General features: G+C 72.6%; 20 protein-coding genes. 6 read left to right on the top strand and 14 right to left on the bottom strand.

Annotation, left to right across the window (positions count from 1 at the left end; genetic code table 11):
* Positions 1 to 78: 78 nt before the first annotated feature.
* Together IEY93_RS28080 and IEY93_RS28075 are read right to left on the bottom strand one after the other, a co-directional pair.
* Positions 79 to 1,056, bottom strand: coding sequence for an anti-sigma factor family protein (locus IEY93_RS28080; RefSeq protein ID WP_189166142.1), 978 nt, complete (start codon positions 1,054 to 1,056; stop codon positions 79 to 81).
* Entirely contained in the window at positions 1,053 to 1,745 is a 693-nt protein-coding gene (locus tag IEY93_RS28075; protein ID WP_229691540.1) for a sigma-70 family RNA polymerase sigma factor, read from the bottom strand. The genes IEY93_RS28080 and IEY93_RS28075 overlap by 4 nt, the downstream gene beginning before the upstream one ends.
* Positions 1,746 to 1,777: 32 nt before the next feature.
* On the opposite strand from IEY93_RS28075, the gene IEY93_RS28070 reads away from it, so the two are divergent.
* Complete coding sequence (locus IEY93_RS28070; protein WP_229691539.1) at positions 1,778 to 2,416, top strand: DUF4142 domain-containing protein; 639 nt, start codon at positions 1,778 to 1,780, stop codon at positions 2,414 to 2,416.
* Positions 2,417 to 2,562: 146 nt separating this feature from the next.
* Here the strand turns inward: IEY93_RS28070 and IEY93_RS28065 are convergent, their stop codons facing one another.
* The 5 genes from IEY93_RS28065 to IEY93_RS28045 form a co-directional block, all read right to left on the bottom strand.
* Positions 2,563 to 3,237 (bottom strand): hypothetical protein, encoded by a 675-nt coding sequence (locus IEY93_RS28065; RefSeq protein ID WP_189166141.1) that lies wholly within the window; start codon positions 3,235 to 3,237, stop codon positions 2,563 to 2,565.
* A complete protein-coding gene (locus tag IEY93_RS28060; RefSeq protein ID WP_189166140.1) occupies positions 3,234 to 4,976 on the bottom strand; it encodes a GMC oxidoreductase in 1,743 nt (580 codons plus the stop codon). Before IEY93_RS28060 ends, IEY93_RS28065 begins: the two co-directional genes overlap by 4 nt.
* On the bottom strand, positions 4,966 to 6,066 hold the full coding sequence (locus IEY93_RS28055; protein ID WP_189166139.1) for an alpha/beta hydrolase: 1,101 nt from the start codon (positions 6,064 to 6,066) through the stop codon (positions 4,966 to 4,968). Before IEY93_RS28055 ends, IEY93_RS28060 begins: the two co-directional genes overlap by 11 nt.
* A 127-nt stretch (positions 6,067 to 6,193) precedes the next feature.
* Complete coding sequence (locus tag IEY93_RS28050; RefSeq protein ID WP_229691538.1) at positions 6,194 to 9,094, bottom strand: ATP-binding protein; 2,901 nt, start codon at positions 9,092 to 9,094, stop codon at positions 6,194 to 6,196.
* 231 nt (positions 9,095 to 9,325) lie between these two features.
* Positions 9,326 to 9,982, bottom strand: a complete 657-nt coding sequence (locus tag IEY93_RS28045; RefSeq protein ID WP_189166138.1) for a TetR/AcrR family transcriptional regulator — start codon at positions 9,980 to 9,982, stop codon at positions 9,326 to 9,328.
* 125 nt (positions 9,983 to 10,107) lie between these two features.
* Here IEY93_RS28045 and IEY93_RS28040 point away from each other — a divergent pair, with 125 nt between their 5' ends.
* On the top strand, positions 10,108 to 11,298 hold the full coding sequence (locus IEY93_RS28040; protein WP_189166137.1) for a cytochrome P450: 1,191 nt from the start codon (positions 10,108 to 10,110) through the stop codon (positions 11,296 to 11,298).
* Positions 11,299 to 11,309: 11 nt separating this feature from the next.
* Positions 11,310 to 11,501, top strand: a complete 192-nt coding sequence (locus IEY93_RS28035; protein ID WP_189166136.1) for a ferredoxin — start codon at positions 11,310 to 11,312, stop codon at positions 11,499 to 11,501.
* A 207-nt stretch (positions 11,502 to 11,708) separates the two neighbouring features.
* Here IEY93_RS28035 and IEY93_RS28030 read toward each other — a convergent pair whose 3' ends face one another.
* Positions 11,709 to 12,110 carry a hypothetical protein gene (locus IEY93_RS28030; RefSeq protein WP_189166135.1) on the bottom strand — a complete coding sequence of 134 codons (402 nt, stop codon included), beginning with the start codon at positions 12,108 to 12,110 and terminating at the stop codon, positions 11,709 to 11,711.
* Between the two features lie 143 nt (positions 12,111 to 12,253).
* Positions 12,254 to 12,673 (bottom strand): hypothetical protein, encoded by a 420-nt coding sequence (locus IEY93_RS28025; RefSeq protein WP_189166134.1) that lies wholly within the window; start codon positions 12,671 to 12,673, stop codon positions 12,254 to 12,256.
* A 315-nt stretch (positions 12,674 to 12,988) separates the two neighbouring features.
* Between IEY93_RS28025 and IEY93_RS28020 the strand changes: the two genes are divergently transcribed.
* Positions 12,989 to 14,911 (top strand): DUF1996 domain-containing protein, encoded by a 1,923-nt coding sequence (locus IEY93_RS28020; RefSeq protein ID WP_203967955.1) that lies wholly within the window; start codon positions 12,989 to 12,991, stop codon positions 14,909 to 14,911.
* Between the two features lie 173 nt (positions 14,912 to 15,084).
* On the opposite strand, the gene IEY93_RS28015 is transcribed toward IEY93_RS28020, so the two are convergent.
* On the bottom strand, positions 15,085 to 15,225 hold the full coding sequence (locus tag IEY93_RS28015) for a hypothetical protein (protein WP_189166133.1): 141 nt from the start codon (positions 15,223 to 15,225) through the stop codon (positions 15,085 to 15,087).
* Positions 15,226 to 15,638: 413 nt separating this feature from the next.
* Between IEY93_RS28015 and IEY93_RS28010 the strand changes: the two genes are divergently transcribed.
* Complete coding sequence (locus IEY93_RS28010) at positions 15,639 to 16,715, top strand: iron-containing redox enzyme family protein (RefSeq protein WP_229691537.1); 1,077 nt, start codon at positions 15,639 to 15,641, stop codon at positions 16,713 to 16,715.
* 981 nt (positions 16,716 to 17,696) lie between these two features.
* Here IEY93_RS28010 and IEY93_RS38695 read toward each other — a convergent pair.
* A complete protein-coding gene (locus tag IEY93_RS38695) occupies positions 17,697 to 17,879 on the bottom strand; it encodes a CDGSH iron-sulfur domain-containing protein (protein ID WP_229691544.1) in 183 nt (60 codons plus the stop codon).
* A 356-nt stretch (positions 17,880 to 18,235) separates the two neighbouring features.
* Here IEY93_RS38695 and IEY93_RS28000 point away from each other — a divergent pair, with 356 nt between their 5' ends.
* Positions 18,236 to 20,113: an ABC transporter ATP-binding protein gene (locus IEY93_RS28000; RefSeq protein ID WP_203967983.1), complete on the top strand. Its 1,878-nt coding sequence runs from the start codon at positions 18,236 to 18,238 to the stop codon at positions 20,111 to 20,113.
* Between the two features lie 90 nt (positions 20,114 to 20,203).
* Here IEY93_RS28000 and IEY93_RS27995 read toward each other — a convergent pair whose 3' ends face one another.
* From IEY93_RS27995 to IEY93_RS27985, 3 genes are all read right to left on the bottom strand, one after another.
* The gene (locus IEY93_RS27995; RefSeq protein ID WP_189166131.1) at positions 20,204 to 21,223 is read right to left on the bottom strand and encodes a sporulation protein; all 1,020 of its coding nucleotides are present in this window, start codon (positions 21,221 to 21,223) and stop codon (positions 20,204 to 20,206) included.
* Positions 21,224 to 21,353: 130 nt separating this feature from the next.
* Entirely contained in the window at positions 21,354 to 22,586 is a 1,233-nt protein-coding gene (locus IEY93_RS27990; protein ID WP_189166130.1) for an acetyl-CoA hydrolase/transferase family protein, read from the bottom strand.
* Between the two features lie 200 nt (positions 22,587 to 22,786).
* Entirely contained in the window at positions 22,787 to 24,559 is a 1,773-nt protein-coding gene (locus IEY93_RS27985; RefSeq protein WP_189166129.1) for a bifunctional metallophosphatase/5'-nucleotidase, read from the bottom strand.
* Between the last annotated feature and the right edge of the window lie 92 nt (positions 24,560 to 24,651).

Below are 24,651 nucleotides of genomic sequence, written 5' to 3'. Positions count from 1 at the left end.
GCGCGCACGAACGAAAGCAGGACCGGCGGTGGCGAGCACCGCCGGTCCTGCGGCCGCGGGCGGCCCGTCGCGGATGGCTCAGGCGACGGGAATCTCCAGCAGGCGGACCCCGTCGTCCCTGCGCACCTCGAAACGGACGATGTCCTTCCTGGCCAGCGCCGTGCCGCCGGTCAGGTGCAGCGGCTCTGGGAACCCCGTGACGCCGAAGCCCTGGCCGGGCGGGATGCGCCAGCCGGACACCACATCGGTGTCCCCCGACCGGGAGACGGCGACCAGGCTGCACCGCTCGGGCCCGCGCACGCCGCTGAGCGCGAAGGCCACCTCGGTGCCCCAGGTCTTGGGCACCAGGCCGACCGACCCGCTCACCCCGGTGTCGGGGCTGGCGCCCTCCTTGACCTCGGGTGTTCCCGAGCCGCCGGACGAGGGGGCCGCGACGATGACGCGGCCCGGGGCCGGCCACAGCAGGTGCGAGGCCGTCGCACCGGTCACCCCGACCACCAGGGCCGCGGCGAGGCCGACCAGCAGGGCGCGGCGGCGCCGCGTGCGGGCCTCGGCCAGCTCCTCGCGAGAGCGGGCCTGGGCGGGCGCGGCGTGCCGGCGGCCGGGGGAGGAGCGCCGCCGCCCGGGTGACCACAGATCGCGGACCACGCCGTCCGGAGACGGCGCGCCGCCGTTGTGCGGGGTGCCGTTCACCGCGGCGGGCCCCGGGACCTGCGTGCCGGGCGGGCGTGCGCCGTTGATCGCGGCCGGCATGGGCCCGGTCGCGCCGGGGCCGGTCAGGATGTCGCCGTCCAGCTCGGCGAATCGCGCGCCGAGGCCGGTCGGCGACGCGCCGGTGGAGTCCGTCGTGGCCCGGGCCGGGCCGTCCACCAGGCCTCGCATGCCCTTGATCAGGTCGAGCGCGTCCGGGAGTTCGTACATCTCCCGTAGCTCCGCCTGGCAGCTCGGGCAGTCGGGCAGGTGGCGGTCGAACGCCGCGGAGTCCTCTTCGTTCAGGACCCCGAGGATGTACGCGGCCACCTCGACGTGCGGGGGTGAATCCATCAGACCGGTCACCCCCTCTCCTTCTCCTTCATGGTCTTCTGCAGGGCGCGAAGCGCGTAGTAAACCCGGGACTTGACCGTCCCCGGCGGTACTCCCAGCACCTCTGCCGCTTCATTGATCGTACGGTCGTGGAGGTAGGTCTGGACGAGCGCTTCCCGGTGTTCCGGCGAAAGGCTGTACAGGGCCTCCGATACCACCATCGCCGACAGCATCGGCTCGGAGCCGTCGGGGATGGCGACACTGTCGAGCCGGTCAGGTTCGACCTCCTGGGGGCGTACCGAACGCTGGCGACGGGCGTCGATGACGATCCTGCGGGCCACGGTCATCAGCCATGCCCACAGCAGACCTGGCTCCCTGTTCAGCTTGCCCGCGTTCCGCCACGCGCGAAAGACGGTCTCCTGGACGACGTCCTCTGCCCACTGCTGGTCGCCTCCCGTCAATCTGCGCACGTTGCGGAGGAGGGGGCCGCCGTACTCCCGGTAGAGCGTCGTGACCAGTTGCTCTTCGGATTCGTCGTGCGATTCCTCCGGCCTGGACCGGACGCTGCGATGACGCTGCACAGGCACATGGTGGCAGTGGATCACCAGTCGCGTGAGCAAATCCCGTAACTTCCGCAAAAAACTGAAAATCTCGCCACAGATGGTGAACCGGCGGCCGGAGAACTCCGTACCTCTGCCTGAAAGCGCGCCCGAGGGGATCACGGGACACGGAGAGGATAGGGAGAGGGCTTGCGGTGAATCGCGTTCAACTGAGGTCGATGCGGCTGGTCGAGGTGCTCGCCGCGCTCGCCTTCCTGGTCATCGCCACCATCGCGGTCTTCATGATCGCGCCCAACGCGATCACCTCGGCCAGCGGGGACGCGGGGGAGTGGACCCAGACCGAGTCCGGCCCGCTCGGCCCGGCCGACCGGGACTTCCTGGTGAAGGTGCGCCAGGCCGGCCTGTGGGAGATCCCGACCGGCCAGCAGGCGCAGGAGCGGTCGAACAACCCCCGGGTCAAGGAGGTCGGCCTGCAGCTCGCCGCCGACCACGTCAAGCTGGACGAGCAGGTGCGGGCCCTTTCCGCCAAGCTGGGCGTCCAACTGCCCAGCACGCCGAACGCCGACCAGCAAGGGTGGATGGCCGAGCTGTCCGGCCTGAGCGGCACGGCCTACGACAAGGTCTTCGCCGACCGGCTCCGCGGGGCCCACGGCAAGGTCTTCCAGGCGGTCGCCGTGGTCCGCGCGGGCACCAAGAACTCCGAGATCCGGGCGTTCGCGCAGGTCGCGGTGGACGTGGTGATGAAGCACATGTCACTGCTCGAAAGCACCGGCAAGGTCGACTTCGCGGCCCTGCCGACTCCTCCGCCTCCGTCCCCCAACCCCGCCAAATAGGGGAACAGGCCCGCGTCGCCCCGCGTCCTTGGAAAAATCCGCCTGCGGACGCGACCGGCACCCGCCGGGCCTTCTCAGAGCCGGCGGCCGATCGGCGGGGGGATCCACCTCCCCCTCAGCCGATCGGCCGCCTTCGGGGTTCCGCCTCACCCCGGTCTGTAGACGTCCCAGAGCTGGCCGACGAAGAACCTGCCGAACCGGGCCAGCGCGGCGACGCCGTCGTCCGCGCCATCGGTGGTGAAGCTCTTCAGCGTCGCCGCGAGGTCCATCGGCTGGATGTGCAGCGTGCCGGCGCCCGCCACCTCCGCCTCGACGTCCTCGCCCTCCGGGACATGACCCCACATCACCTGTGTGAACAGGGTCGAGGTGTCCAGCCACAGCCGCGTGGGCGGTCCGTGGTGGACGTCCTTCCACCCGGCCAGGGTGCGCGGCAGCCCGTCGGCGCCGGTGAACCACAGCCGGTAGCGCATCTCCCGCCGGTCCGGGGTGCTCCCGGCGGCGAACAGGTTGAACCAGCCCCGCTCGACCGGACGCCGGCCCCCCGCGAAGCCGGCGTCCACCCACCCCTCCGCCCGGGCCCGATGCTCCGGGTCGGCCAGGAATCGGTCGAGGTCGTCGATCGAGATGGTCAGCCGGAACGAGCAGCCTCCGCCCGGGGAACGCTCGGCGACGCCGCCGGAACGCGGGTCGCGCACCCCCAGTGCGATGTGGCCGCTCATCTCCTCGGTGAACGCCAGCGACGTGCGCCCTTCGCGCCCGTCCGGCCCCGGCCCGGCGGGTTCGGAGCCCGCCGCGGGCACCCGCCCGGTCTCCACGCTCATGCCGGCCGGTCCTCCTCCACGCTCATCTCGGCCCGTCCCCCTCCGCGCCGCGTCGCCGCGGGCAGTCGTTCGAGCAGCCGCGTGCTCATGCGGTCGGCCAGCGCCGCGATCGTCAGTGACGGGTTGGCCCCCACCGGTCCCGGCAGCGCGGCGCCGTCGGCGACGAACAGCCCGGGATGACCGAACACCTCGCCATAGGAGTCGCAGACGCCTTCACCGGGGTGCCTGCCCATCGGCGCGCCGCCGAGCGGGTGCACCGTGATGACGCGCTTGCCGAGCCAGGCCGGCAGATCGGAGTGCTCGGCCCCGAGCACGTGCGCGATGCGCCGCATCGTCGCCCGCACCCGGTCGAAGTGCTCCTCACTCGCTCTCGCGCTCCACTCGACGTCGAGCCGGCCGCCGCGCAGCCGCAGCTCGCCGTCGGGGACGTCCCTGCCCATGCCGAGCAGCGGGAGAGAGCTGCCAGAAAGCTCCCCGTCGCCCATCAGGCCGGCGACCTCCGCCGACAGGTTGGTGTCGCGCGTGACCCGCGCGCGCAGCCGCTCGGCGACGAACCGCGTGACCCGCCCGAGCTCGCCGCCCACATCGGCGCCCTCGACCAGCCAGTCGATGAACGCGGGGTAGCCGCCCTCCTGGATGTAGGCGCCCCGGCCGGACTCCCCGGTGCCGTCGGCGCCGTCGGCCAGCCGGATCGCGCTGGTGATGACCGGCCCCCGGCTGGCGTTGATCGGCCGGGTCAGGCTGCGGTCCTTGGCACGCAGCAGGAACGTCAGCAGGTCCCCGTTGCCGGAGAAGCGCGTCCCCAGCGCGCCGCTCAGCCCGGGAAGCCGGGAACGGCTCTTCAGCAGCAGGAAGCTCGTGCCGTAGGTGCCGGCGGCCAGCACCAGGCGGTCGCAGCCGATGACGCCCTTGGCTCCGGTGCCGTCATGGCGCAGGTAGGACACCTCGTACCCGCCCCCCGCGCGCGGCCGGATGGCCCGCGCCTGGTGCGAGGTGCGCAGCTCGGCGCCGTGGTGGCGCGCCGCGGACAGGTAGTTGTGGTCCAGGCTGTTCTTCGCCCCGTCGTTGCAGCCGATGTCGCACTCGCCGCACAGCCGGCACGTGCGGCGCGTCACGCCGTGCACGTTGCCGTAGGAGGGCTCGGCGATCGGCAGCCCGATGCCGGGCTCGCCGCCGGGCCAGGGGGAGAAGCCGATCGCCAGCGGCGGGAGCAGCCACTCCAGGCCGAGCTCGGCGGCGGCGTCCTGCATCGCCCTGGTCTTCGGCACGTCGTAGGCGGGGTGGTCCAGCGGGTAGGCCGTGGCCCCGAGCATCCGCTCGACCTCGTCGTAGTGCGGGTCCAGGTCGGCGCGGGTCACCGGCCACGACTCGTGCCCGCCCCCGGCCACCGGCTCCTCGTGCACGAACCACCGCTCGTCCTTGCGCAGCAGCACGTTGGCGTAGATGAGCGAGCCGCCGCCGAGGCCGCTGGCCACGACCGAGTCGCAGCCGCCGAAGCTCCACACGTCGTACATGCCGTACAGGCCGGCCTCGGGATCCCAGAAGGCCTTGCTCATCTCGGCCGGGCTGCGCGGGAAGGAACCGGGCGGGTAGGGCCGGCCGCGTTCCAGCACCACCACCGAGAGCCCGGCGGCCGCCAGCCGGTACGCCGCCACGGCGCCGCCGAACCCCGACCCGATCACCACCACGTCGGCGGTGTCGGTGCTCGTCGTGCCGGTGCTCGCCGGGTCAACCGGCATGGCGCTTGAGGAAGTCGAGGATGCGGGGGAAGACGTCGGCGTGGGCGTTCTTGCCGATGAGCGGGTCGATGTGGCCGTAACCGGGCACCACCTGCAGCTCGTGCCGTCCAGGGGTGCGCTCGGACAGCAGCCGGTGGCAGACGATGTTGGAGTCGGTGAACACGTTGTTGTGCTCACCGGTCAGGAACAGCACGGGCGTCTCGACGCGGTGCGCCCCGGCCAGGTAGTCGTCCGGCAGCCCGGCGTGCGCCGGGTTGCCGGGGTCGCACTTCACCGCGCGCCCCGCCTGCACCATCTTGGCGATGTGGCGGTAGTAGTTGATGTCCGCCGCGCCGTTCAGGTCGGCCAGCCGCTCGTGGACGTGGGTCTCGCGGGCGATATTGCCGTGGCGGTACATCGCCGGGCGCCCGTACCCCCACATGAGGCTCTGCATGTGGCAGGCGGGCTCGCGGCACTCCGGGTGGAGCATGGAGATCACGCGGGCCAGCAGCCAGCGGCGGGTCAGCGGGGGCGCGTTGTGGAAGCGCGGGTCGATGTAGCACAGCCCCAGCGCGTACTCCATCAACGGCGGCCCGAAACGAAGCTTGACGCGGGCCCTGGGATGGACCCGCGGGGTCAGTCCGACGCTGTTGGCGACCATGCTCGTGACGCCGTCGAGCGCGCCGCCGAACAGACTCATCTGGAACGACACCGACCCCAGGCAGTGCGCGATGACGTGGATCCGCCGTGCCCCAACGTGACGGCGGAGCTCCCTCATGGCCGCGGGGTGGTCGTACGCCGCGATGTCGTCCAGTGTCTGCCGGCGGGTCTCCATGTTGTACGGGAACCGGTTGCTCATCCGGAAGTCGAGCGACCAGACCTCGCCGAAACCGCTGTCCAGCAGGTAACTCACCAGATTGCGGTGCTCGGGCATGATGAACATGTCGGTGGAGGAGGTCAGCCCGTGCACCAGCAGCACGACATCGTCGCACTCCTCGGCGAAGAACCGCGTCAGCGTCAGCCCGAGCCGGTCCTCCGTCGCGAAGGGGTGAACCGACACCTGTGCGCCGGGCACGCCCTCCAACGTGTACCGCGGGATGCGGTGCTGCATCTGGCCGACCTCCTGTTCGTGACCCGCCCCCACCTTGCCAAGCCGGCGGCGGGTGCCACATCGTGGAAACCCCGTACATCCGGCGCGCCACCCCGCACCACGTAGGCGCGGACCCGTGGCGGGCCGGTCAGGCGCCGCGGTTGAGCCTGGTCGCCACCCCGACACGCGAGCCGACCCCGAGCTTGGCGAACACATGGGTCAGGTGCGTCTCCACCGTCCGCGCGCTGAGGAACAGCTGCTCGGCGATCTGCTGGTTGGTCAGCCCTTCGGCGACCAGGGTGGCGATCTGCATCTCGCGGGGCGACAGCCCGTACGGCGCGGCGCCGGACGGTCCGCGGGCGGCGCCGGCGACGCGCACGCCGAGCCGGCGCTGCTCGCGCACGACCTGGGCCACGAGGGCCCGCGCCTCGCACGCCTGGAAGATCGCCGCGGCTTCGCGCAGCCGCTCACGGGCCCGGTCGCGCTCGCCCGCGTCCCCGTAGGCCAGGGCCGCCTGCAGCAGCGCCCGCCCGGCGTCGACCCTGCGCTCGTGCCCGTTGAGCAGGGCGGCGGCCTCGTCGGCCAGTGCCGCCGCCGAGCGCGGATCCGAGGCGCGCAGCGCGTGGGAGCGGGCGAGCGGGATCAGGCCGGAGAACGACGGCAGCTCGGCGTGGTCGAGGTCGGCCGCCCGCCCGGCCCACTCACCCGCCTCGGCCGGCCGCCCGCGCACGGCGTCGACCTGTGCGAGCAACTCGGCGCTGGCCATCAGCGTGCCGCGGTCCAGCCGCGAGTCCTCGAATCCGGCGCAGGCGTCCAGGACGGCCGCGGCGCCCTCCGCCAACCGGCCGGCGGTGATCAGCGCCACCCCGCGGGCGTGCCTTGCCATGTCCCCCCACGCCTCGCCCGCGCCGAAGCCGGCACGGACGGCCTCCTCGCCGGCGCTCAGGGCGGCCTCGTGGTCGCCGGACCAGGCGCTGGCCAGGCACAGCTGGGTGAGGGCGAACACGCGCTGCTGGCCCGACTCCAGCAGGCGGGCGCCCTCGACCGACTCGTCGGCGACGGCCAGCGCCTCGGGCAGCCTGCCGAGCTGCACCAGGGTCTTGGCCGTGCCGGCGAGCAGGTTGGTCAGGATGTAGGTCTGGCCGGTGGAGCGGGCGACGGCGGCGGCGCGCTCGAAATGGCGCAGCGCCACCGAGTAGCGGCCCATGTTGGTCTCGCACCAGCACACCCAGGCGACGGCGTCCAGCCACTCGGCCAGGTGCTCGTCCAGGGCGGAGGAGATGAGCCGGTCGGCGGCCTCGGCGTGCCGGATGGCCTCGCCGATGAGGCCCGCCGCGTAGGCGGGCATCGGCCGCAGCGCGGCCACGGCCATCGCCAGGTCGGGCCGCCAGTCGTCGCCGGAGTCGGGCATGAGGTCCAGCACCGCCTGCGCGGCGCGGAAGTCGCCGCGCATCATGCTCTCGGCGACCAGGCGCATGCGCAGCGGGACGGCCACGGCGGCCCGCGGGTCGGGCATGCGCCGCAGCTCGTCCAGCAGCAGGGCGCGCGCCTCGTGCGGCCGGTCGAGCTGGCGTTCCATCAGCGCGCAGATGCGCGCTGCCCTGGCCCGGCGCGCGTGGTCGTCGGGCGGCAGCATCCGCAGCAGCTCGCGGGCGGTGTCGCGGCCCTCGGCGAGCCGGCCGCTGACACCCTGCGCCCGGCTGAGCTCCATCAGCAGCTCCAGCCGCGCCTCCAGCGTGCCGGGCTCGTCCGGTAACAGGTCCAGGGCCTTGCGGAACCAGTGCGTCGCGGTGACCGGTGCCTGCGGGGCGACCTTGCGCGCGGCCTCGATCAGGGTGCTGATCGCCCGCTGGTCGCCGAAGGAGCCCGAGCGCTCGAAGTGGTGCGCCTGGACGGTGGCCGGCGCGCCGAGCGAGGCGAGGTGCCCGGCCAGCCGCGCGTGCGCGGCCAGGCGCCAGCCCGCGGCCGAGGACTCGTAGGCCGCCTGGCGCACCAGAGGGTGGCGGAAGCGGAACCGCCCCGCGGCGGCCGGGCGCACGATGTCGCGGGCGACGAGCTCGTTGAGCGCCTCCAGCGCCGCCGCCTCGGGGACCTCGGCGGTGACGGCGGCCAGGGACGGCTCGAACTCGTCGGCCGTCACCGCCGCCGCCTGGACGACCAGCAGGGACCCCGGGCTCAGGTCGCCGAGCTCCACCTGCAGCGCCGCCCGTACGGTCGGGGGCAGCTCGCCGGCGTCCAGCCGCCGCATGCGCGCCAATGCCTCCAGGTACAGGGGATTGCCGCCGCTCGCCTCGTACAGCGCGGATCCCCGGGTGCGGTTGACCTCCGGGCCGAGGAACTCCTCGACCTCGGCCCGGGTGAGCGGCCGGGCGGGGACCTCCAGGCCGCGGGCGCCGGCGCTCAGTGTGAGCGCGGCCAGGCGCGGGCTCGCCTGGGCCGGCCGGTAGGCGGCGGCCACCAGCACCCTGCCGCGTGGCGGGTGGCGGACCAGATGGTCGAGGAACTCGGCGGAGCTGTCGTCGGCCCAGTGGACGTCGTCGAGGATGAGCGCGAGCCCGGCGGGGGAGGCCAGCTCGTCGATGAGCTGGCGCAGCGCCCGGTAGAGCCGGTAGCGGACCATGCCGCTCTTGTCGGTGTCCTCGGACTCGCCGGCCAGGTCGTCCTCGGGCATCTTGGCGGCCAGGGCCGGGAAGACGGTGGCGAGCCTGAGCTCCTGCGGGTCGCCGAGGCGGCCGGCCAGGTCGTCGCGGTGCGTCTCCAGGTGGTCGTCCAGGGCGTCGACCAGCGCGCTGAACGGCATGATCTGCTCGAACTCGGCGGCTCTGCCCCACAGCGTGGTGAGCCCGCGGTCGCGGGCGAGCGCGGCCAGCTCGCCGAGCAGGCGCGTCTTTCCGGCGCCGGGGTCGCCGACGACGGTGAGGAACCGGAAGCCGTGCGTGACCGTCGCCTTGACCGCCTGGGCCAGGGATCTCAGCGCGTCGTGCCGTCCCACGAGCGGGGCCTCGCCGGAGGTGCCCGCACCGGACTGCGGAGCCTCACCACTGTTCATGTCATGTACCCCACAGCGCGACGGAACACCAGGAACGGCCGCGCCGCAACGTGATTCCGCCGGGAACCCGGCGCGGCTCCCGGCCGAAGCCGGGTGTTTCCTGGTCGAGGGATCTCCACGCGAACGCCCTCGGGGGCCGATTTTCCCGCACAAACGCCAGGCGGCGTAGCGTATAGCGGCAAGAGACCCATTTCGCCCATAACGCGTGCAATATCACCCGATCGGTTAGGCTTATATGACTCTGCCGGTGAGGTCCGCTCCCGGCGTGTGCCGCCCGTCGAGCGAGTGCAGCCCGCACAGGGCGATGTCGATGCCCCGCCGTCCGGCGTCCCACATCAGCTCGGGCGGGTCGCCCCGGTCGCGCGCGGCCATCACCGCCTGCTTGATCGCCCCCACCAGCGCGCCGACGGCGGCCGCCGCCTCGATCGCGTCCAGTTCGCCGGGACAGGAGCGCAGCAGGGCGTCCGCCATCTCGCGCTGCACCTCGAACAGCACATGCAGCGCCCGGGCCTGCAGGGCGGGCACCGTCATGACCAGCCGGGTGCGCGCGGCGTACAGCTCCAGCGCCAGCTCGGCCTCCTCGGGATCCGGCCGCAACGCCTCGTTCGCGACCCGTCTGAGCAGCTCGGACACCTGCTCGCCCGCCCGGCGGCCGGCGATGACGGCGAGCGCGCGCTCGACGCGCCGGCGGGTGTCGAAGAAGACCACGTCCTCCTTGCCGGCGAAATAGCTGAAGAACGTGCGGGTGGAGACGTCGGCGGCCGCCGCGATGTCCGCCAGCGTCGTCTCCTCGTATCCCCGCGACTCGAACAGTCGCACCGCGGCCTCGATGAGCGTGCGGCGCGTGCGCGCCTTCTTACGCTCCCTCAGTCCAGGACCACCGGCCATGGCGGAACTTTACTCCATAGGTCTATTTCCTTCATCCATTGCAATTTCGGAGAAGGTACTGTTTTCTGTGTACGCCGGGAACGACCTCCGGTCAACGTCCACCGTCAACTTCGAGGAGCGCGTCCATGAGCAACGCCGCATCCCCACCGGTGACCTTTCCGCTGACCCGCGAGACCCCGCTCGATCCGCCCGCCGACCTCGGGCGGTGGCGCTCGGAGGACCCGCTGCGCCCCATGCTCTTCGCCGACGGGCACGTGGGCTGGCTGGTGACCGGCCACTCCGTCGCGCGGTCGATCCTCGCCGACCCCCGCTTCAGCAACCGCACGGAGCTGTTCCACCCGCCCATCAGCCAAAGACTCGTCCAGGCCCGCCGGCGCCCCGGGTTCTTCCTGCGGGAGGACCCGCCCGAGCACACCCGGTTCCGCAAGCTGCTGACCGGGCAGTTCACCGTGCGGCGGATGAAGTCGCTGGAACCCCGCATCGAGAAGATCACCCAGGACCGCCTGGACGAGATGGAGCGCGGCGGCTCGCCCGCCGACCTGGTGCAGGCGTTCGCCCTGCCGATCCCCTCCCTGGTGATCTGCGAGCTGCTCGGCGTCCCCTACGCCGACCACGAGGAGTTCCAGCGCAACTCCTCCACCCTGCTCAATCTGGAGCGCGGCCCCGAGGAGGTGCAGGCCGCACTGGACGCCCTGGTGGACTACCTCGGCCGGTTGGTGGAGCGCAAGCGCGACGAGCCGGGCGACGACCTGGTCAGCGGGCTGGTGGCGAGCGGGCGGCTCACCGACGAGGAGGTCGCCGGGGCGTCGGTCCTGCTGCTGGTGGCCGGGCACGAGACGACGGCCAACATGCTGGCCCTCGGCACCTACACGCTGCTGACCAACCCCGAGCAGCTCGCCGCGCTGCGGGCGGACCCCTCGCTGATCGACGGCACCGTCGAGGAACTGCTGCGCTACCTCACCATCGTCCATCTCGGCCCGGTCCGCACCGCCCTGGAGGACGTCGAGGTGGAGGGCCACGTGATCAGGGCCGGCCAGGCCGTGACCCTGTCCCTCCCCGCGGCCAACCGCGACCCGGAACGCTTCGAGAACCCCGATAGGCTGGACATCACCCGGCAGGCCGCAGGGCATCTGGCCTTCGGGCACGGCATCCACCAGTGCCTGGGCCAGCAGCTCGCCCGCATCGAGATGCGCATCGGCTATCCGGCACTGCTGCGCCGGTTCCCGGGCCTGCGGCTCGCCACGCCCGCAGAGGACGTCGCCATGCGGTCCAACATGGCGATCTACGGTGTCCACCGCCTTCCGGTGGCCTGGTAGGAGGAGGCACATTGCGCATCAAGGCGGATACCGAGCGCTGCATCGGCGCCGGCATGTGCGCGCTGACCGCGCCCAAGGTCTTCGACCAGAGCGAGGAGGACGGCACCGTCCTGCTGCTCGTCGACGAACCGGCCGCCGAGGACGAGGCGGCGGTACGCCGCGCCGTCCAGGTCTGCCCCTCCGGCGCACTGTCCCTCGACTGACCCCGGCCGGCCGGGCGCGCTGAAGGAAGTGTCCTTCGCGATGTCCCGGCGCGCTCCCGCCCGCTCGCCCCAGGCCCGCACGCTCAGCCGCGCCGGGCCCCGGGTGGGACCGGATGCCGGTCGTCCGCGACGGTCCACCGGCATCCGGGACCACACGTTCGCGCGCACGGCCGGGCGGTGCCGGGAGCCTTCGGTGCTGCTCGCCGGTCAGGGGGCCGGGTGTCGTCCAGTGGGCGTGCCGTGCTGGGCGGCTTCGCCTGAGGGGGCGCCGTGGCCGCCGGTCGTGATGGTGCCGCCCAGCGTCTCCCGGAACGGCTCCAGCATCTGCGGCGTGTTGCCCAGGACGATCCAGCGCGCGCCCACCAGGTACGCCCCGCCGTACGGCAGCGCGTCGTCCAGCCAATCGCGCTTGCCCGCCTCGGTGGCGAAGGTCGTGACCGAGTACTGACCCCGGCCCGTCTTGCACACCCCTTGGCGCAGTTCGTCGGCATCCACCTGCATCTGCGGCGCCGTGCACCCGGTCCTGGCGGCGATCTCCTCCAGGGTGACCGGCGCTCCCGCCGACGCCGGAGCGCCGCACGCGGTCACCGCGCCCAGCGCGACGGCCACCCCGGCGAGCGCGAGGGCCCGCGCAGAGCGCGGGAAGCGGCCGGACCATGCCGGCCGCGCGGCTCGCCTCGCGCGTGCCGTCCCCGGAGATGGCGGCACGGACGGCGAGGGACGCGGGCCGCGCGGGACGGTCACCCGGGAGGTCACGGCGCCGTCGCTTCGAGGACACCGCCGACCTTCTCGCTGAAGGACTGCAGCACGGCCGGGTCGTTGCCGGCGATCACCCAGCGCGTGCCCACCAGATAGTTGCCGCCCCACTTCTTGGCCTCCTCCAGCCACGCGGCCTTGCCGTCGTCGCTGGCGAACGTCGTCACCGTGTACTGGCCCTTGCCGGTCTTGCACACGCCCTGGCGCAGCTCGTCGGCCTCGGTCTGCACCTGCGGCTTCTTGCAGCCGGTGCGCTCGGCGAGCTGCTTGAGGGTGGCGGGCGGCCCGGCCTGCGCGGCGGGGGCGGCCGCGGCGGCGGGAGCGGCGCCCCCGGAGGCCGTGTCGCCGCCGCCGCAGCCGGTGGCGAGCCCGAGCGCGAGAACGCACCCGAGGACGGCGGCCGTACGCGTCGTCACCTGTGTACCGAGTCCTGGGCGTCCCATGGCAGATCTCCCATCCACTGTTGCCGTGCGAAGTTCACCGTCAGCGGGTACGCGGCGCGGCGGGACTCGGTTCAGCCGAACATCGCCGGACGGGTCGCGAGAAATTTTCTGCACCGGTGATCGAACCCTCCCGCGCCTTTCCGCGTACCTCGTGCCGATGGGGCACCAAGCAATGCCGCCAAGAGCACGTACTCCGGAGGAGTTCTGGTGATCGGATTTCAGCACAGACGGCGGTTCAGGCCCGTCCTGAGTTACCTTGCCCTGGGTGGGGCGGGGGTCGGACTCGTCATGGCGAGCCTGTCCCCGGCTGGGCAGGTGCCAGGCCGGGACGCGCCGCTTTCGGCTCTGACCGTCAGCGCCGCCACACGCCTCGCCGGCACGACCGCGGCCCCGACGGTGAACTGCCCGTCGGTGGCGGACAAAATCTCCCAGGTGCCCGCCGCGGCGGAGGCCGAGGTGCGGCGCAACATCGAGCTGCTGAACACGCAGATCGAGGAGGCCAACCGCCGGCTGGTGAGCACGCAGGGGCAGGGCGGGCCGAACTTCGTGCAGAACGCCATCCTCGGGCCGCTCGCCGACAAGCGCCTGGCCACCGTCAACCGCATCGCCACCGCCATCGGACGGTTCGCCGAGCGCCCCGCGGGCCTGCAGAACCTGGCGGCGTGCAAGCTGAGCACCGGCTCCGCGAGCGGCGGGCAGAACGCGACGCCCTCGCCTTCTGGCCAGGACCAGAACGGCCAGAACGGCGGGCAGGACCAGAACGGCGGGCAGGACGGCCAGAACCAGAACGGCCAGAACGGCGGGCAGGACGGGCAGAACGGCGGCCAGGACGGCGGCCAGAACGGGCAGAACGGCGGGCAGGACTCCGGTCAGCCCTCGGGCCAGGGCCAGCAGAACGGGGCGCGCACGGTCAGCTGTCCCTCGGTGTCCGACCGGCTGACCGATGTCCCCGACCGCGCCCGTCGAGAGGTCGATCGCAACCTCGCCGTTCTCGACCGGCAGATCGCCCAGGCCGACCAGCGGCTGGCCCGCCTCGGCTCGCGCGCCAACGACCGCACGGTCCGCAACTCGGTGCTGAACCCGCTGCGGATCGCCCGCTCGGTCGTCATCAACCGCATCGCCTTCGCGCTGCGGCGGGCCGGCGCGAACGCCGACCTGCGCAACCTGACGAACTGCACCGTGCAGAACGGCGCGGGCGGCGGCCAGACTCCGGCGCCCGACCCGTCCGGCCAGCCGACCGGCGACCCGACGGCGAATCCCACCGCGAGCCCGACGGCCGACCCCGGCGGTCCGGCCTCGCCCTCGCCCAGCGCCTCCGCGCCCGGCGGCGCGACCGGCCCTTCGCCGGACGACTTCGTCGACATCCGCCGGGTGCAGCCCAACGTGAACCGGCCCGCCGATGGGCCGAACGCCTCCAAGGGCACCTTCATCTCGCGCTGCGGCCGCAACGAGAACGGCCACTTCAACTCCGACAACGTCATCGTCGCCCCCGGCGTGACCAACGGGGCGCACCACGTGCACGACTACGTGGGCAACCTGGACGCCAGCGGCTTCTCCACGAACGAGAGCCTGCAGGCCGCGGGCACCACCTGTTCCAACGGTGACAAGTCGACGCACTACTGGCCGGTGCTGCGCCTGCAGAACCAGCGCGGCAACGACGCCGACAAGCCGGGCGGCGGTCTGGACGGCAACGTCGGGCGCATCGTACGCCCGGCCTCGGTCACGCTGAGCTTCCGCGGCAACCCCACCAGCAAGGTGGTGGCGATGCCGACGTTCCTGCGCATCATCACCGGTGACGCCAAGTCGTTCACCAACGGCCCGACCAACGCCAACGCGAGCTGGTCGTGCACCGGCTTCGAGAACCGCCAGCTGAAGGACAAGTACCCGATCTGCCCGCGCGGCAGCCAGGTGGTGCGCACCTTCAAGTTCCAGAGCTGCTGGGACGGCAACAACATCGACAGCGCCAACCACCGTACGCACGTGGCCTTCGCCGCGGCCGACGGATCGTGCCCGGGCGGGTTCCAGGCGATCCCGGCGCTGGAGCAGCGCATCACCTACAACGTGCCGCCCGGCCCCGGCTTCGCCGTCGACAGCTTCCCCGAGCAGCTGCACAAGCCGATCACCGACCACGGCGACTTCATCAACGTGATGTCGGAAGGGCTGATGAAGCAGGCGGTGAACTGCATCAACAGCGGCAGGCGCTGCGGCTGACGCCCGCCCGCCGGTCCCGTGCGCGGGCGCGGCCCGTCACCACCGCCCGCGCACGCCAGGCGCCGCCCCGCGAGAGACTCCCGCGGGGCGGCGCCGCGTGTCCGGGCGACCCCCGTCCCCGGCACGCCATCGATGCCGGCGTGCTGCTGTCGGCGGACGCCGCGGGGACGGCGTCAGTAGTCCCAGTCGTCGTAGTCGTCCTCGTCGTCCCAGTCGTCATCGTCGTAGTCGCCGCCCCTGGTCAGACCGGGGGCCGCGGCCGCGAGCAGGGCGACGGTCAGCGCTACGCCGATGGCGATGAGTCGTCTGAGCATGAGAATCCCTCCAGATTTCCGTGACCCTTGAGGGACCGTGCCCTCGGCCTGCGGAGCGTCGCGATGGGTTTCCCGGGAGACGCCGTACGGCGCGGTACAGCTCTCAGCTAATCACGACATTTCACGACAGGTCACCCGAAAGGCGGCAAATCGCGAGCATGGGTTCGGCAAGTCCGAGCGACCGTGGACAGGGCGGCCTCTCGCGTGTCGTCCGGTTGACCTGCGGGGATGCGGGGGAGGTGCTCAGAAGCGGCACCGTCGCCCCCGCGGCGGACCGCGCCGGCACCAGTCGTGAGTGAGGAGCCCGAGCGGCCATGAATCCTTCGCCGTCCGACACGCCCAGCTTCCCGAACCCGCCGGCCGTTCCCGCTGACGCACCGGTTCCCTCCCGCGCCATGGCCTTTGGTCCTCATGTGACCGTTCTCCCCGGCGCCGACGTCGCGGCCGGCATGCCCGGCGAAGCGCTTCCGGGCGTACCGGCCGGTGGACGGGAACCGCCGCGGTTGCCCGAACCCCGCGGCCCGCTGAGCGCCTTCCTTTTCGGGGCACTGACCCGTGCCCCGTACGACCTCCCGGAGGTCGCCGTCGACTCCGGCGAGCCCGCCCTGTTCGACGAGGATCTGCAGATCGCGCTGCACGTCTGCTACGAACTTCACTACCGGGGCTTCGACGGCGTGGACGAACGGTGGGAATGGCACCCCCCGCTGCTGGCCCTGCGCGCCCGGCTGGAGCGGCGGCTGGAGGAGGGCCTGGCCGAGACGGTGGCCCGCCCCGAGCCCGTGCTCCCACGCGAGCTCCCAAAGGCGCTCACCGAGCTGACCGCCGGTGGCGGCGAGCTCCCGCCGCTCGCCGACTTCCTCCAGCACCGGGCGCGCCCGGAGCAGTTCCGCGAGTTCGTCGTCCACCGGTCGATCTACCACCTCAAGGAGGCCGACCCGCACACCTTCGCCATCCCGCGGCTGAGCGGACCGGCCAAGGCCCTGCTGGTGGAGATCCAGGCCGACGAGTACGGCGGCGGGCGTCCCGAGCGCATGCACGCGGAGCTGTACCGGCAGACGATGCGCGGCCTCGGGCTGCCGGACGCCTACGGGACCCATCTCGACCTCGTGCCGGCGATCACCCTCGCCGTGGGGGCCACCATGTCGCTGTTCGGGCTGCACCGCCGGCACCGCGGCGCGCTGCTCGGCCATCTGGCGGCGCTGGAGATGACCTCCTCCCGGCCCAACGTCAAGTACGCCCGCGGGCTGCGCCGCCTGGGCGCCGGCGCGGACACCGCGCGCTTCTACGACGAGCACGTGCAGGCCGACGCCGTTCACGAGCAGGTCGCCGCCCAGATGTGCGCCGCCTTCGCCGCCGCCGAGCCGGCAATGACGGGTGAGGTGCTGTACGGCGCCGCGTGCTGTCTCACCCTCGACCGGCTCTTCGCGGCCCACCTGCTGGACGCCTGGAAGGCGGGGACCGGCTCTCTGCGCGGCGAGCGCCGCGGGTGAGCGACCTCGACTACGTACTGCCTCTGCGCTGGGCCGATGACGGCGGCAGGCTCGGCGAACTCACCGCCTACCTGCGCCAGATCGCTCCCCTGGCACGGGTGGTGGTGGTCGACGGCTCGCCGCCCGAGGTGTTCGCGCGGCACGCCGAGGCGTGGCGGGACGTCGTCGACGTGCACGTGCCGCCCGGCCCCGGGCCGAAGTTCCTGAACGGGAAGGTCGACGGGATCGTCACCGGGCTGCGCCTCGCCCGCGCCGAACACGTCGTCATCGCCGACGACGACGTGCGCTACGACGCCCACGCGCTCGCCCGGGTGGCCGCGCTGCTGGACGAGGCCGACCTGGTGCGCCCGCAGAACCACTTCCGCCCGATGCCCTGGCACGCCCGCTGGGACACCGCCCGTACGCTGCTGAACCGCGCCTTCGGCGCCGACCATCCCGGCACTTTCGGGGTGCGCCGGTCCACCTTCCAGGCGATGGGGGGATACGACGGTGACGTGCTGTTCGAGAACCTCGAGCTGATCCGCACCGTGCGCGCGCACGGCGGCCGCGAGCTGCGCCCGCCCGACCTGTTCGTGGCCCGTCTCCCGCCCGGCGTGGACCGCTTCCGGGCCCAGCGCGTCTGGCAGGCCTACGACGACCTGGCGCAGCCCGTCCGCATGGCCGTGTTCCTCGCCGTGCTGCCCGCGATCGGCCTCGCCCTCGCCCGCGGCCGGCCGGGCGCCGTGGCGGCGGGCGCCGTCCTGGTCGTGCTGCTGGCCGAGGCCGGCCGGCGGCGCGGCGGCGGACGGCGGGTGTACCCGTTCACCAGCGTGCTGCTGGCCCCCGGCTGGGTGCTCGAACGCGCTGTGTGCAGCTGGCTCGCCCTGGCCGCCCGCCTGACCGGCAGGGGCATCCCGTACTGGGGACGGCGCATCCACGTGGCCGGACACTCCCTGCGCCACCTCCGCCGCCGTGCCGCTGCCCGGAGCCAGATGGGGGCGGTCAGTCCGGCGGCGGGGAGTCGGCCCGGTCCGCTGCGGGGTCGTGGCGAGAGCGCGGCGCCTTGTGCGAGCCGTCACAGAACGGTTTCACCGACGAACGACCGCACCGGCACAGCGCCACGGTCTTCCGGCCAGGATCGATCGGCCGGCCGTCCTGGGTGAGCAGGGTGACCGGCCCGCGCACCAGCAGCGGCCCGTCCTCGCAGACGGTCACCGTGACCTCCGCCGCCAGGTCCGGAGCGGAGCGGGCGTGGTGCAGCGCCGGGGAGGTGATGTCCCCTTCGCCGATCCTGCTCACATTCGCACCATGCCCGGCCCCTAGCTGCGGAAACGCGGGCGGCGTCGGTGCTCGCGTGCGGGTCTTCTCCGCCCGCCGGCCGAGCCGACACGTGGTGATCTCTGCGTGTCCGGCCGGTCTCGCGGGTGGAAAGGTGTTGACGTGAAGTTAGGTTGAGCTTCTAACCTCGTGGTGTCTCCGGCCCGCCGCCTTCGGCGCGGCCGGTTCGGTGTGGACATGACGCGCGGGGGTGGCCGGTGGACATGGAAGTGACGGCGTGGCATTCGATGTACAACGCGATGCACGCCCAGCAGGACCGGCGGCCGTTCTCCCGGGCCACGCTCGCGCGCATCGCGCGCTTCGCCCGGCCGCACCGCCGCATGCTCGCGTTCTACCTGCTGCTCAGCGTGGTGGCGGCCGTGCTCGCCGTGGCCTCGCCCGTGCTGGCGGGCCGGGTCGTCGACGCCATCGTGCACCGGGAGCCCTTCGCGGGCGTCCTGACCATGGCCGTGCTCATCGCGGTCATCGCGGTGCTGGACGCCGGGCTCGGCCTGCTCACCCGGTGGCTGTCGGCGAGCATCGGCGAGGGCCTCATCCTCGACCTGCGCACGGCGGTGTTCGACCACGTGCAGCGGATGCCGATCGCCTTCTTCACCCGCACCAGGACCGGTGCGCTGGTCAGCCGGCTGAACAACGACGTGATCGGCGCCCAGCGCGCCTTCAGCGACACGCTGTCCGGCGTCGTCGGCAACCTCGTGACGCTCGTGCTCACGCTGGTCGTCATGATCGGCGTCTCCTGGCAGATCACCCTGCTGGCGCTGGTGCTGCTGCCGCTGTTCGTGCTCCCGGCCCGGCGGCTGGGCTCGCGGCTGGCGCGGCTCGAACGCGAGGCCGCCGGCCACAACGCGCACATGAGCACCCAGATGACCGAACGCTTCTCCGCGCCGGGCGCGACGCTGATCAAGCTGTTCGGCCGGCCGGTCGAGGAGTCCGCCGAGTTCGCGCGGCGGGCGCGGCGCGTGCGCGACATCGGCGTGCGCACGGCGATGGTGCAGTCGGTGTTCGTCACCGCGCTGACCCTGGTCTCCGCGCTCGCGCTCGCCCTCGTCTACGGCCTCGGTGGCTTCTACTCGCTGCGCGACCAGCTCGAGCCGGGCGCGGTCGTCGCCCTCGCTCTGCTGCTCACCCGCCTGTACGCGCCGCTCACCGCACTGGCGAGCGCCCGCGTCGAGGTGATGAGCGCGCTGGTCAGCTTCGAGCGCGTCTTCGAGGTGCTCGACCTGAAGCCGCTGATCGTCGAGCGCCCGGGGGCCCGCGCGGTGCCGGAAGGGCCGGTGTCGGTGGAGCTGGACGGCGTGCGCTTCGCCTACCCGTCCGCCGACAAGGTGTCGCTCGCCTCCCTTGAGGAGGTCGCCGCTCTGGACACGCGGGGCGGCGTCGAGGTGCTGCACGATGTGTCGTTCCGGGCCGAGCCGGGGCAGATGATCGCGCTCGTCGGTTCCTCGGGGGCGGGCAAGTCGACGATCGCCCAGCTCCTCGCCCGGCTGTACGACGTGGACCACGGCGCCGTGCGCCTGTCGGGGGTGGACGTACGCGATCTCACCGCGGCGTCACTGCGCGAGACGCTCGGCATGGTGACCCAGGACGGGCACCTGTTCCACGAGTCGGTGCGCGCGAACCTGCTGCTGGCCCGTCCAGGGGCGAGCGAGGAGGAGCTGTGGGACGCGCTGCGCCGCGCCCGGCTGGACGAACTGGTCGCCGGGCTGCCCGATGGGCTGGACACCGTCGTGGGGGAGCGGGGCTACCGGCTGTCGGGCGGTGAACGCCAGCGGCTGACCATCGCCCGCCTGCTGCTCGCCCGCCCGCGGGTGGTGATCCTGGACGAGGCGACCGCGCACCTGGACTCGACCTCCGAGGCCGCCGTGCAGGAGGCACTGGGTGAGGCGCTCGCCGGGCGGACGGCCGTGGTGATCGCCCACCGCCTGTCCACCGTCCGGGCCGCCGACCTCATCCTCGTCGTGGAGGACGGCAGGGTGGTCGAGCGCGGCACGCACGAGGAGTTGCTGGCCGCGGACGGTCGTTACGGTGAGCTGCACCGCACGCAGTTCGCCGGGCACGACGCCGCCGAGCCGGTCGGCTGACGGCCGCCCCCCACGCGGGGCGGCCCGCCACGGACGGGCGCGGCACCGGGCCGCGGGCGCCGGATTCGACGCCCGCGGCCCGGTGGGCCGTCACCAGTCGCCGCCGCCCTCGTCGCCTCCGTCGCCCTCGAACATGTCGCCGATCTCGTCGATGACCTCGCCGGCGATCATGCCGCCGACGACGCCGGCCGCGCCCGCGGCGGCCACCGCGCCCCATCCGGGCCCGCCATGCCCGCCATGCCCGCCATGCCCGTGCTGCCCCGGATGGCCGTATCCGTGCTCGCCGTGTCCGTACGAGCCCTGGTGCCCGTAGGGACCGGGCGCGTGGTGCCCGCCGTGGCCGTGCGCCACGGAGTCCAGCCAGCGGCCGATCTCGGACGCCCAGTCGGTGCGCGCCGCCTGCTCGTGCGTGACCTGGAAGCGGCCGATGGCGTCGGAGCCCGGCTGGAACAGCCGGGCGCGCTTGTCGGCCTCTAGCACCACGGTGAGCCCGTACGGATCGGCGACGAAGGTCAGCTCGACCTCGTTGATCCGGCCGGCCCACTGCGCCGGCGGGTAGAACTCGATCTCCTGGTAGAACGGCAGCCGCTGGTCGACGCCGTAGATGCGCCCCGCCTCCAGGTCGGCGCTCTTGAGGTGGAAGCCGAGTGCGGCGAACCCGCGGAGCACCTCGTCCTGCGAGGGCAGCGGGACGATCGACACCTGGTCGAGGTCGCCCTTGTCGATGGCCTTGGCCACCGCCAGCTCGGTGCGCACCCCGACGAAGGCGCCGTGCGGGCGGGCGCCGCCGATCTCGGTGACCGGCGTCTCCCAGGGCACCGGCAGCTGGAACGGGATGGCGTGCTGCTCGCCCTGCCCGAGGCGGAACGGGCCGGAGACCCGCGCGCTGAAGAACTCGGCCGTGCCGGTGTGCTCGGCGTCGCCCGACTCGATCTCCACCCGGGCGACCAGCCCGAGGGAGATGTACTCGATGTCGGAGGGGAAGTCACCACCCTTGACCCGCACCTCGCCGGCGAGCGTCTCGCCGGGCCGCACCCGGGGGGTGGCCAGCACCGTGTCCACCGAAGGGCCCCCGACTCCCAGGGCTCCCAGCATCCGTTTGAAGACCACGGTTTCCTCTCTCGCCGCACCTGTGTGATCTGACCGCACGGGGAACGAACGGCCCCGGGCCCAGGTTCCCATAGAGCTCGCGGAGCTCGCGGACACCCGTGACGCGGAGAAGGCCGGAGGGCCGTGGCGGTCAGCGCAGGGGGAAGCCGAGGTGGCGGCCGGCCTCGCGCAGGGCGTCACGCGCGTCGGGGTGGGCGACGTTGTCCAGCAACTGCTGGGCCTGGGTGGCCGCGTCGTTGCCCCAGATGGTCGCGGCCCCCTGCTCGCTGACGATGAAGCTGTGCTGGAAGGAGGTGACCGGCCCGGCGAGCCGCGGCACCACGGTCGACACGTCCGCCTTGGGATGCCAGGAGGGCAGGGCGATGATCGCCCGGCCGCCGGGGGAGTGCAGCGCCCCCACGATGAAGTCGGTCTGGCCGCCGAAGCCGGAGTAGATGAGACCGCGCACCCGGGCGGCGTTCGCCTGCGCGTAGAGGTCCACCTGCAGCGCGCCGTTCACCGAGGTCAGCGAACTCTGCCGGGAGATCAGCGCCGGGTCGTTGGTCTTCTCGGTGCGCAGCAGCCGCACCCGCTCGTTGCGGTCCACCCAGTCGTACAGCTCGGAGCTGCCGAACACGAACGAGGCGGTGATCGGCACCCGGTCGTCCAGCGCCCCGGCCTTCTCCAGGGTGAGCACGCCGTCGCTGAACATCTCCGACCACACCGACAGGCCACGGCGGGACAGCAGCGCGGCCAGCACGGCGTCCGGCACCTGGCCGATCCCGAGTTGCAGGGTGGCGGCCTCGGGCACCAGGTGGGCCACCCGGTCGCCGATGGCCTGCGACACCTCGGTGGCGGGCCGGTGCGCGGGCGAGGCCAGCGGCTCGTCCACCTCGATCGCGTAGTCGACCTCGCTCTCGTCCAGCACGGCGTCACCGTAGGTGTAGGGCATGCGCCGGTTCATCTGCGCGATGACCAGGCCGCCGCGTGACCTCACCTGTTCGATGGCGGCGGGCAGGATGTTGACCTCGGTGCCCAGCGAGAGCGTGCCGTTCCTCCGCAAGGTGGTGTGCACGAGCACGATGTCCGGCGGCAGCGCCTGGGCCAGCAGGTACGGCACGCGTGACAGCCGCGAGGGGAAGTACCGCAGGTTGGCCCGGCCGCGCATGCCGGAGCCGACGAACGGCGACTCCAGGGTCACGCCCTCGCGGTCGGGGACGCCGGGCTGGGCGTTCAGCATGAAGAGCCGGTACTCCGGGAGCGCGGTGTCCAGCGCCGCGAGGGCACGCCACGGTGTGGCGAAGTTGCCGCCGGCCACCACGCGCGGGGTGCCGGGCAGGCCGGACAGCACAGAGACGAGCCGGGACTCGGAGATCACACGCATCGCGACATCATTCCCATGAGGATCGGCGGAACTAAGGCGGCATCGGCACTTCTGCGCACCGAGCCTCGCACGGTTCCGGTCGCGCTGAGCAGGGACGAGATGCCCGGGCCACCAGGCCTTTCGTCCCTTTCGTGATCCAGGTGGCCATGGCCGGCGCCCCTGGATACGCGGGGCGCCGGCCATGAGGGGATGCGGAGGTGTCAGAACACCGGGACGCCGGCGCGGACCAGTCTCCAGTTGGCGTCGGCGAACTGGGACGGATCGATGACGCCGGCCGCGGTGGCGTACTCGATGAGCGCCTGCCGGATCTCCACCTGGGCGTTGTACACCACCGGCGCCTTGGTGACGTGCGGGAAGCCGCCGCCGCCCGACTGGCGATAGTTGTTGATCGCCACGACGAACCGCTGGTCGGCGGTCACCGGCGCGCCCTGGTAGGACAGGCCGGCGATGCGCTGCCCGGCCGGCCGGGAGATGTCGATGTCGTAGGTGACCCCGGAAAGCTGGTCGTAGTTGTAGTCCGGCGTGCCGCCCGCGTTGGTCAGCGTCGCGGGGTCGACCGGCGCGTCCGGTGCGACCTGGGCGAAGTACTTGGCGGAGTACTCCAGGTAGTCCTTGATCTGGGCGCCGGTGAGCTCGACGCCGAGCAGCGTGTTGTCGTAGACGTACAGCCCGGCCATGTCGCGCACGCTGACCGGCCCGGCGGGGAACACCGCGCTGCGACTGAACGGCGCGGCGATCGACAGCACCGGCAGCGAGGCGGCGGGGGTGCCCGCGATGGCCTTGCTCACCAGGTCGGTCTGGACCTTCTGGATGTAGTCCAGGATCGGGGTGTCCTTGTACGGCGACTCGGCCGCCGACAACTGCTCCTTGGACTCGGCGATGACCTGGTTGACGTAGCCGACCGTCTTGTCGTGCTGGCGCTTCATCAGCGTGACGATCTTCGGGTCCTCCGGCACGGTGCCGGTGTTGATCGTCGCGGAGGACGTGCCGGTGACCGTCCAGCGGCCTCGCTGCTTGGCAAGCGTGAAGTCGACCACCGACAGCCGCTGGCCCCACTTGCCCGGCTCGGTGAGCAGCACCTGCCGCCCGGTGGCCTTGTTGGTGACCAGCCGCTGCGGCACGTCGTTGTGGGCGTGGCCGAACAGCACGGCGTCGATGCCCGGGACCTCCTCGGCCACCAGGGCCGCCGCGTTCTCGACCGGCAGCTCGGTGCCGTAGGACGACATGCCGTTGTCGCCGGCGTGCGCGGTGACCAGGACGACGTCGGCGCCGAGGCCGCGGATCACCGGCACCCACTTCTTGGCCGTGGCGACCAGGTCGAGGAACTTCAGCCGGCCCTCGACGTTGGCCTTGTCCCAGATGGCGACGCCGGGGTTGGTCAGGCCGAGCACGCCGACCTTGATCGGCCTGTCGCCCTTGACCTTCATCGTCTTGATGACGAACGGCCGGTAGGCCGGCAGGCCCGTCTTGGCCGAGACGGCGTTGGCCCCGAGGACGGGGGCCTTCATCTGCCGGGTCCATGTGGCCAGCAGCGGCAGCCCGTAGTTGAACTCGTGGTTGCCGAGGGTCACCGCGTCGTACCCGATGGCGTTCATCGCCCGTGCCATCGGATGCGTCTCGCCGGTCTCGGTGATCGGCTCGACCTTGGCGTAGTAGTAGTCGAGCGGCGTGCCCTGGATGGTGTCGCCGGAGTCGAACAGCAGCGTGCGGTCCGCGCCGCGGTCGGCGCGGATCCGGTTGACCAGAGTGGACACCTTGGCCAGCCCGACGTCGTTGTGCGCGCTGTCGTCGTACTCGGCGTTCTTGAAGTAGTCCCAGTTGAGGGCGTTGCCATGGATGTCGGAGCTCGCCATCACGGTCACCTTGACCGTGTGGGCGCCGGATGCTGAGGCGGGGCCGGGGGAGGCGATGAGGCCGGCGGCCACCACGGCGGCGGCGCCGGCCGCGAGGGTCCGGCCGATTCGGGAACGCATGCCCAGGACGGTAGCGATGCCACATTGCCCCGCGGTCACGGTAGCCGCACGGTCGCCGCTCGGACTGCGATCGCGGCGAATCTGTCATCATG

The organism is Sphaerisporangium melleum (assembly GCF_014646695.1).
Classification (GTDB): Bacteria; Actinomycetota; Actinomycetes; order Streptosporangiales; family Streptosporangiaceae; genus Sphaerisporangium; species Sphaerisporangium melleum.
Note: the sequence above shows the minus strand (reverse complement) of the source record. Positions and strands in the feature narration are given on the sequence as shown.

Coding starts and splice junctions, on each gene's coding strand:
- IEY93_RS28000 (WP_203967983.1), top strand. CDS start 18,236: ATGGAAGTGACGGCGTGGCATTCGATGTACAACGCGATGCACGCCCAG.
- IEY93_RS28055 (WP_189166139.1), bottom strand. CDS start 6,066: ATGCAGCACCGCATCCCGCGGTACACGTTGGAGGGCGTGCCCGGCGCA.
- IEY93_RS27990 (WP_189166130.1), bottom strand. CDS start 22,586: ATGCGTGTGATCTCCGAGTCCCGGCTCGTCTCTGTGCTGTCCGGCCTG.
- IEY93_RS27985 (WP_189166129.1), bottom strand. CDS start 24,559: ATGCGTTCCCGAATCGGCCGGACCCTCGCGGCCGGCGCCGCCGCCGTG.
- IEY93_RS28065 (WP_189166141.1), bottom strand. CDS start 3,237: ATGAGCGTGGAGACCGGGCGGGTGCCCGCGGCGGGCTCCGAACCCGCC.
- IEY93_RS28040 (WP_189166137.1), top strand. CDS start 10,108: ATGAGCAACGCCGCATCCCCACCGGTGACCTTTCCGCTGACCCGCGAG.
- IEY93_RS28045 (WP_189166138.1), bottom strand. CDS start 9,982: ATGGCCGGTGGTCCTGGACTGAGGGAGCGTAAGAAGGCGCGCACGCGC.
- IEY93_RS28015 (WP_189166133.1), bottom strand. CDS start 15,225: ATGCTCAGACGACTCATCGCCATCGGCGTAGCGCTGACCGTCGCCCTG.
- IEY93_RS28020 (WP_203967955.1), top strand. CDS start 12,989: ATGGCGAGCCTGTCCCCGGCTGGGCAGGTGCCAGGCCGGGACGCGCCG.
- IEY93_RS28060 (WP_189166140.1), bottom strand. CDS start 4,976: ATGCCGGTTGACCCGGCGAGCACCGGCACGACGAGCACCGACACCGCC.
- IEY93_RS28050 (WP_229691538.1), bottom strand. CDS start 9,094: ATGAACAGTGGTGAGGCTCCGCAGTCCGGTGCGGGCACCTCCGGCGAG.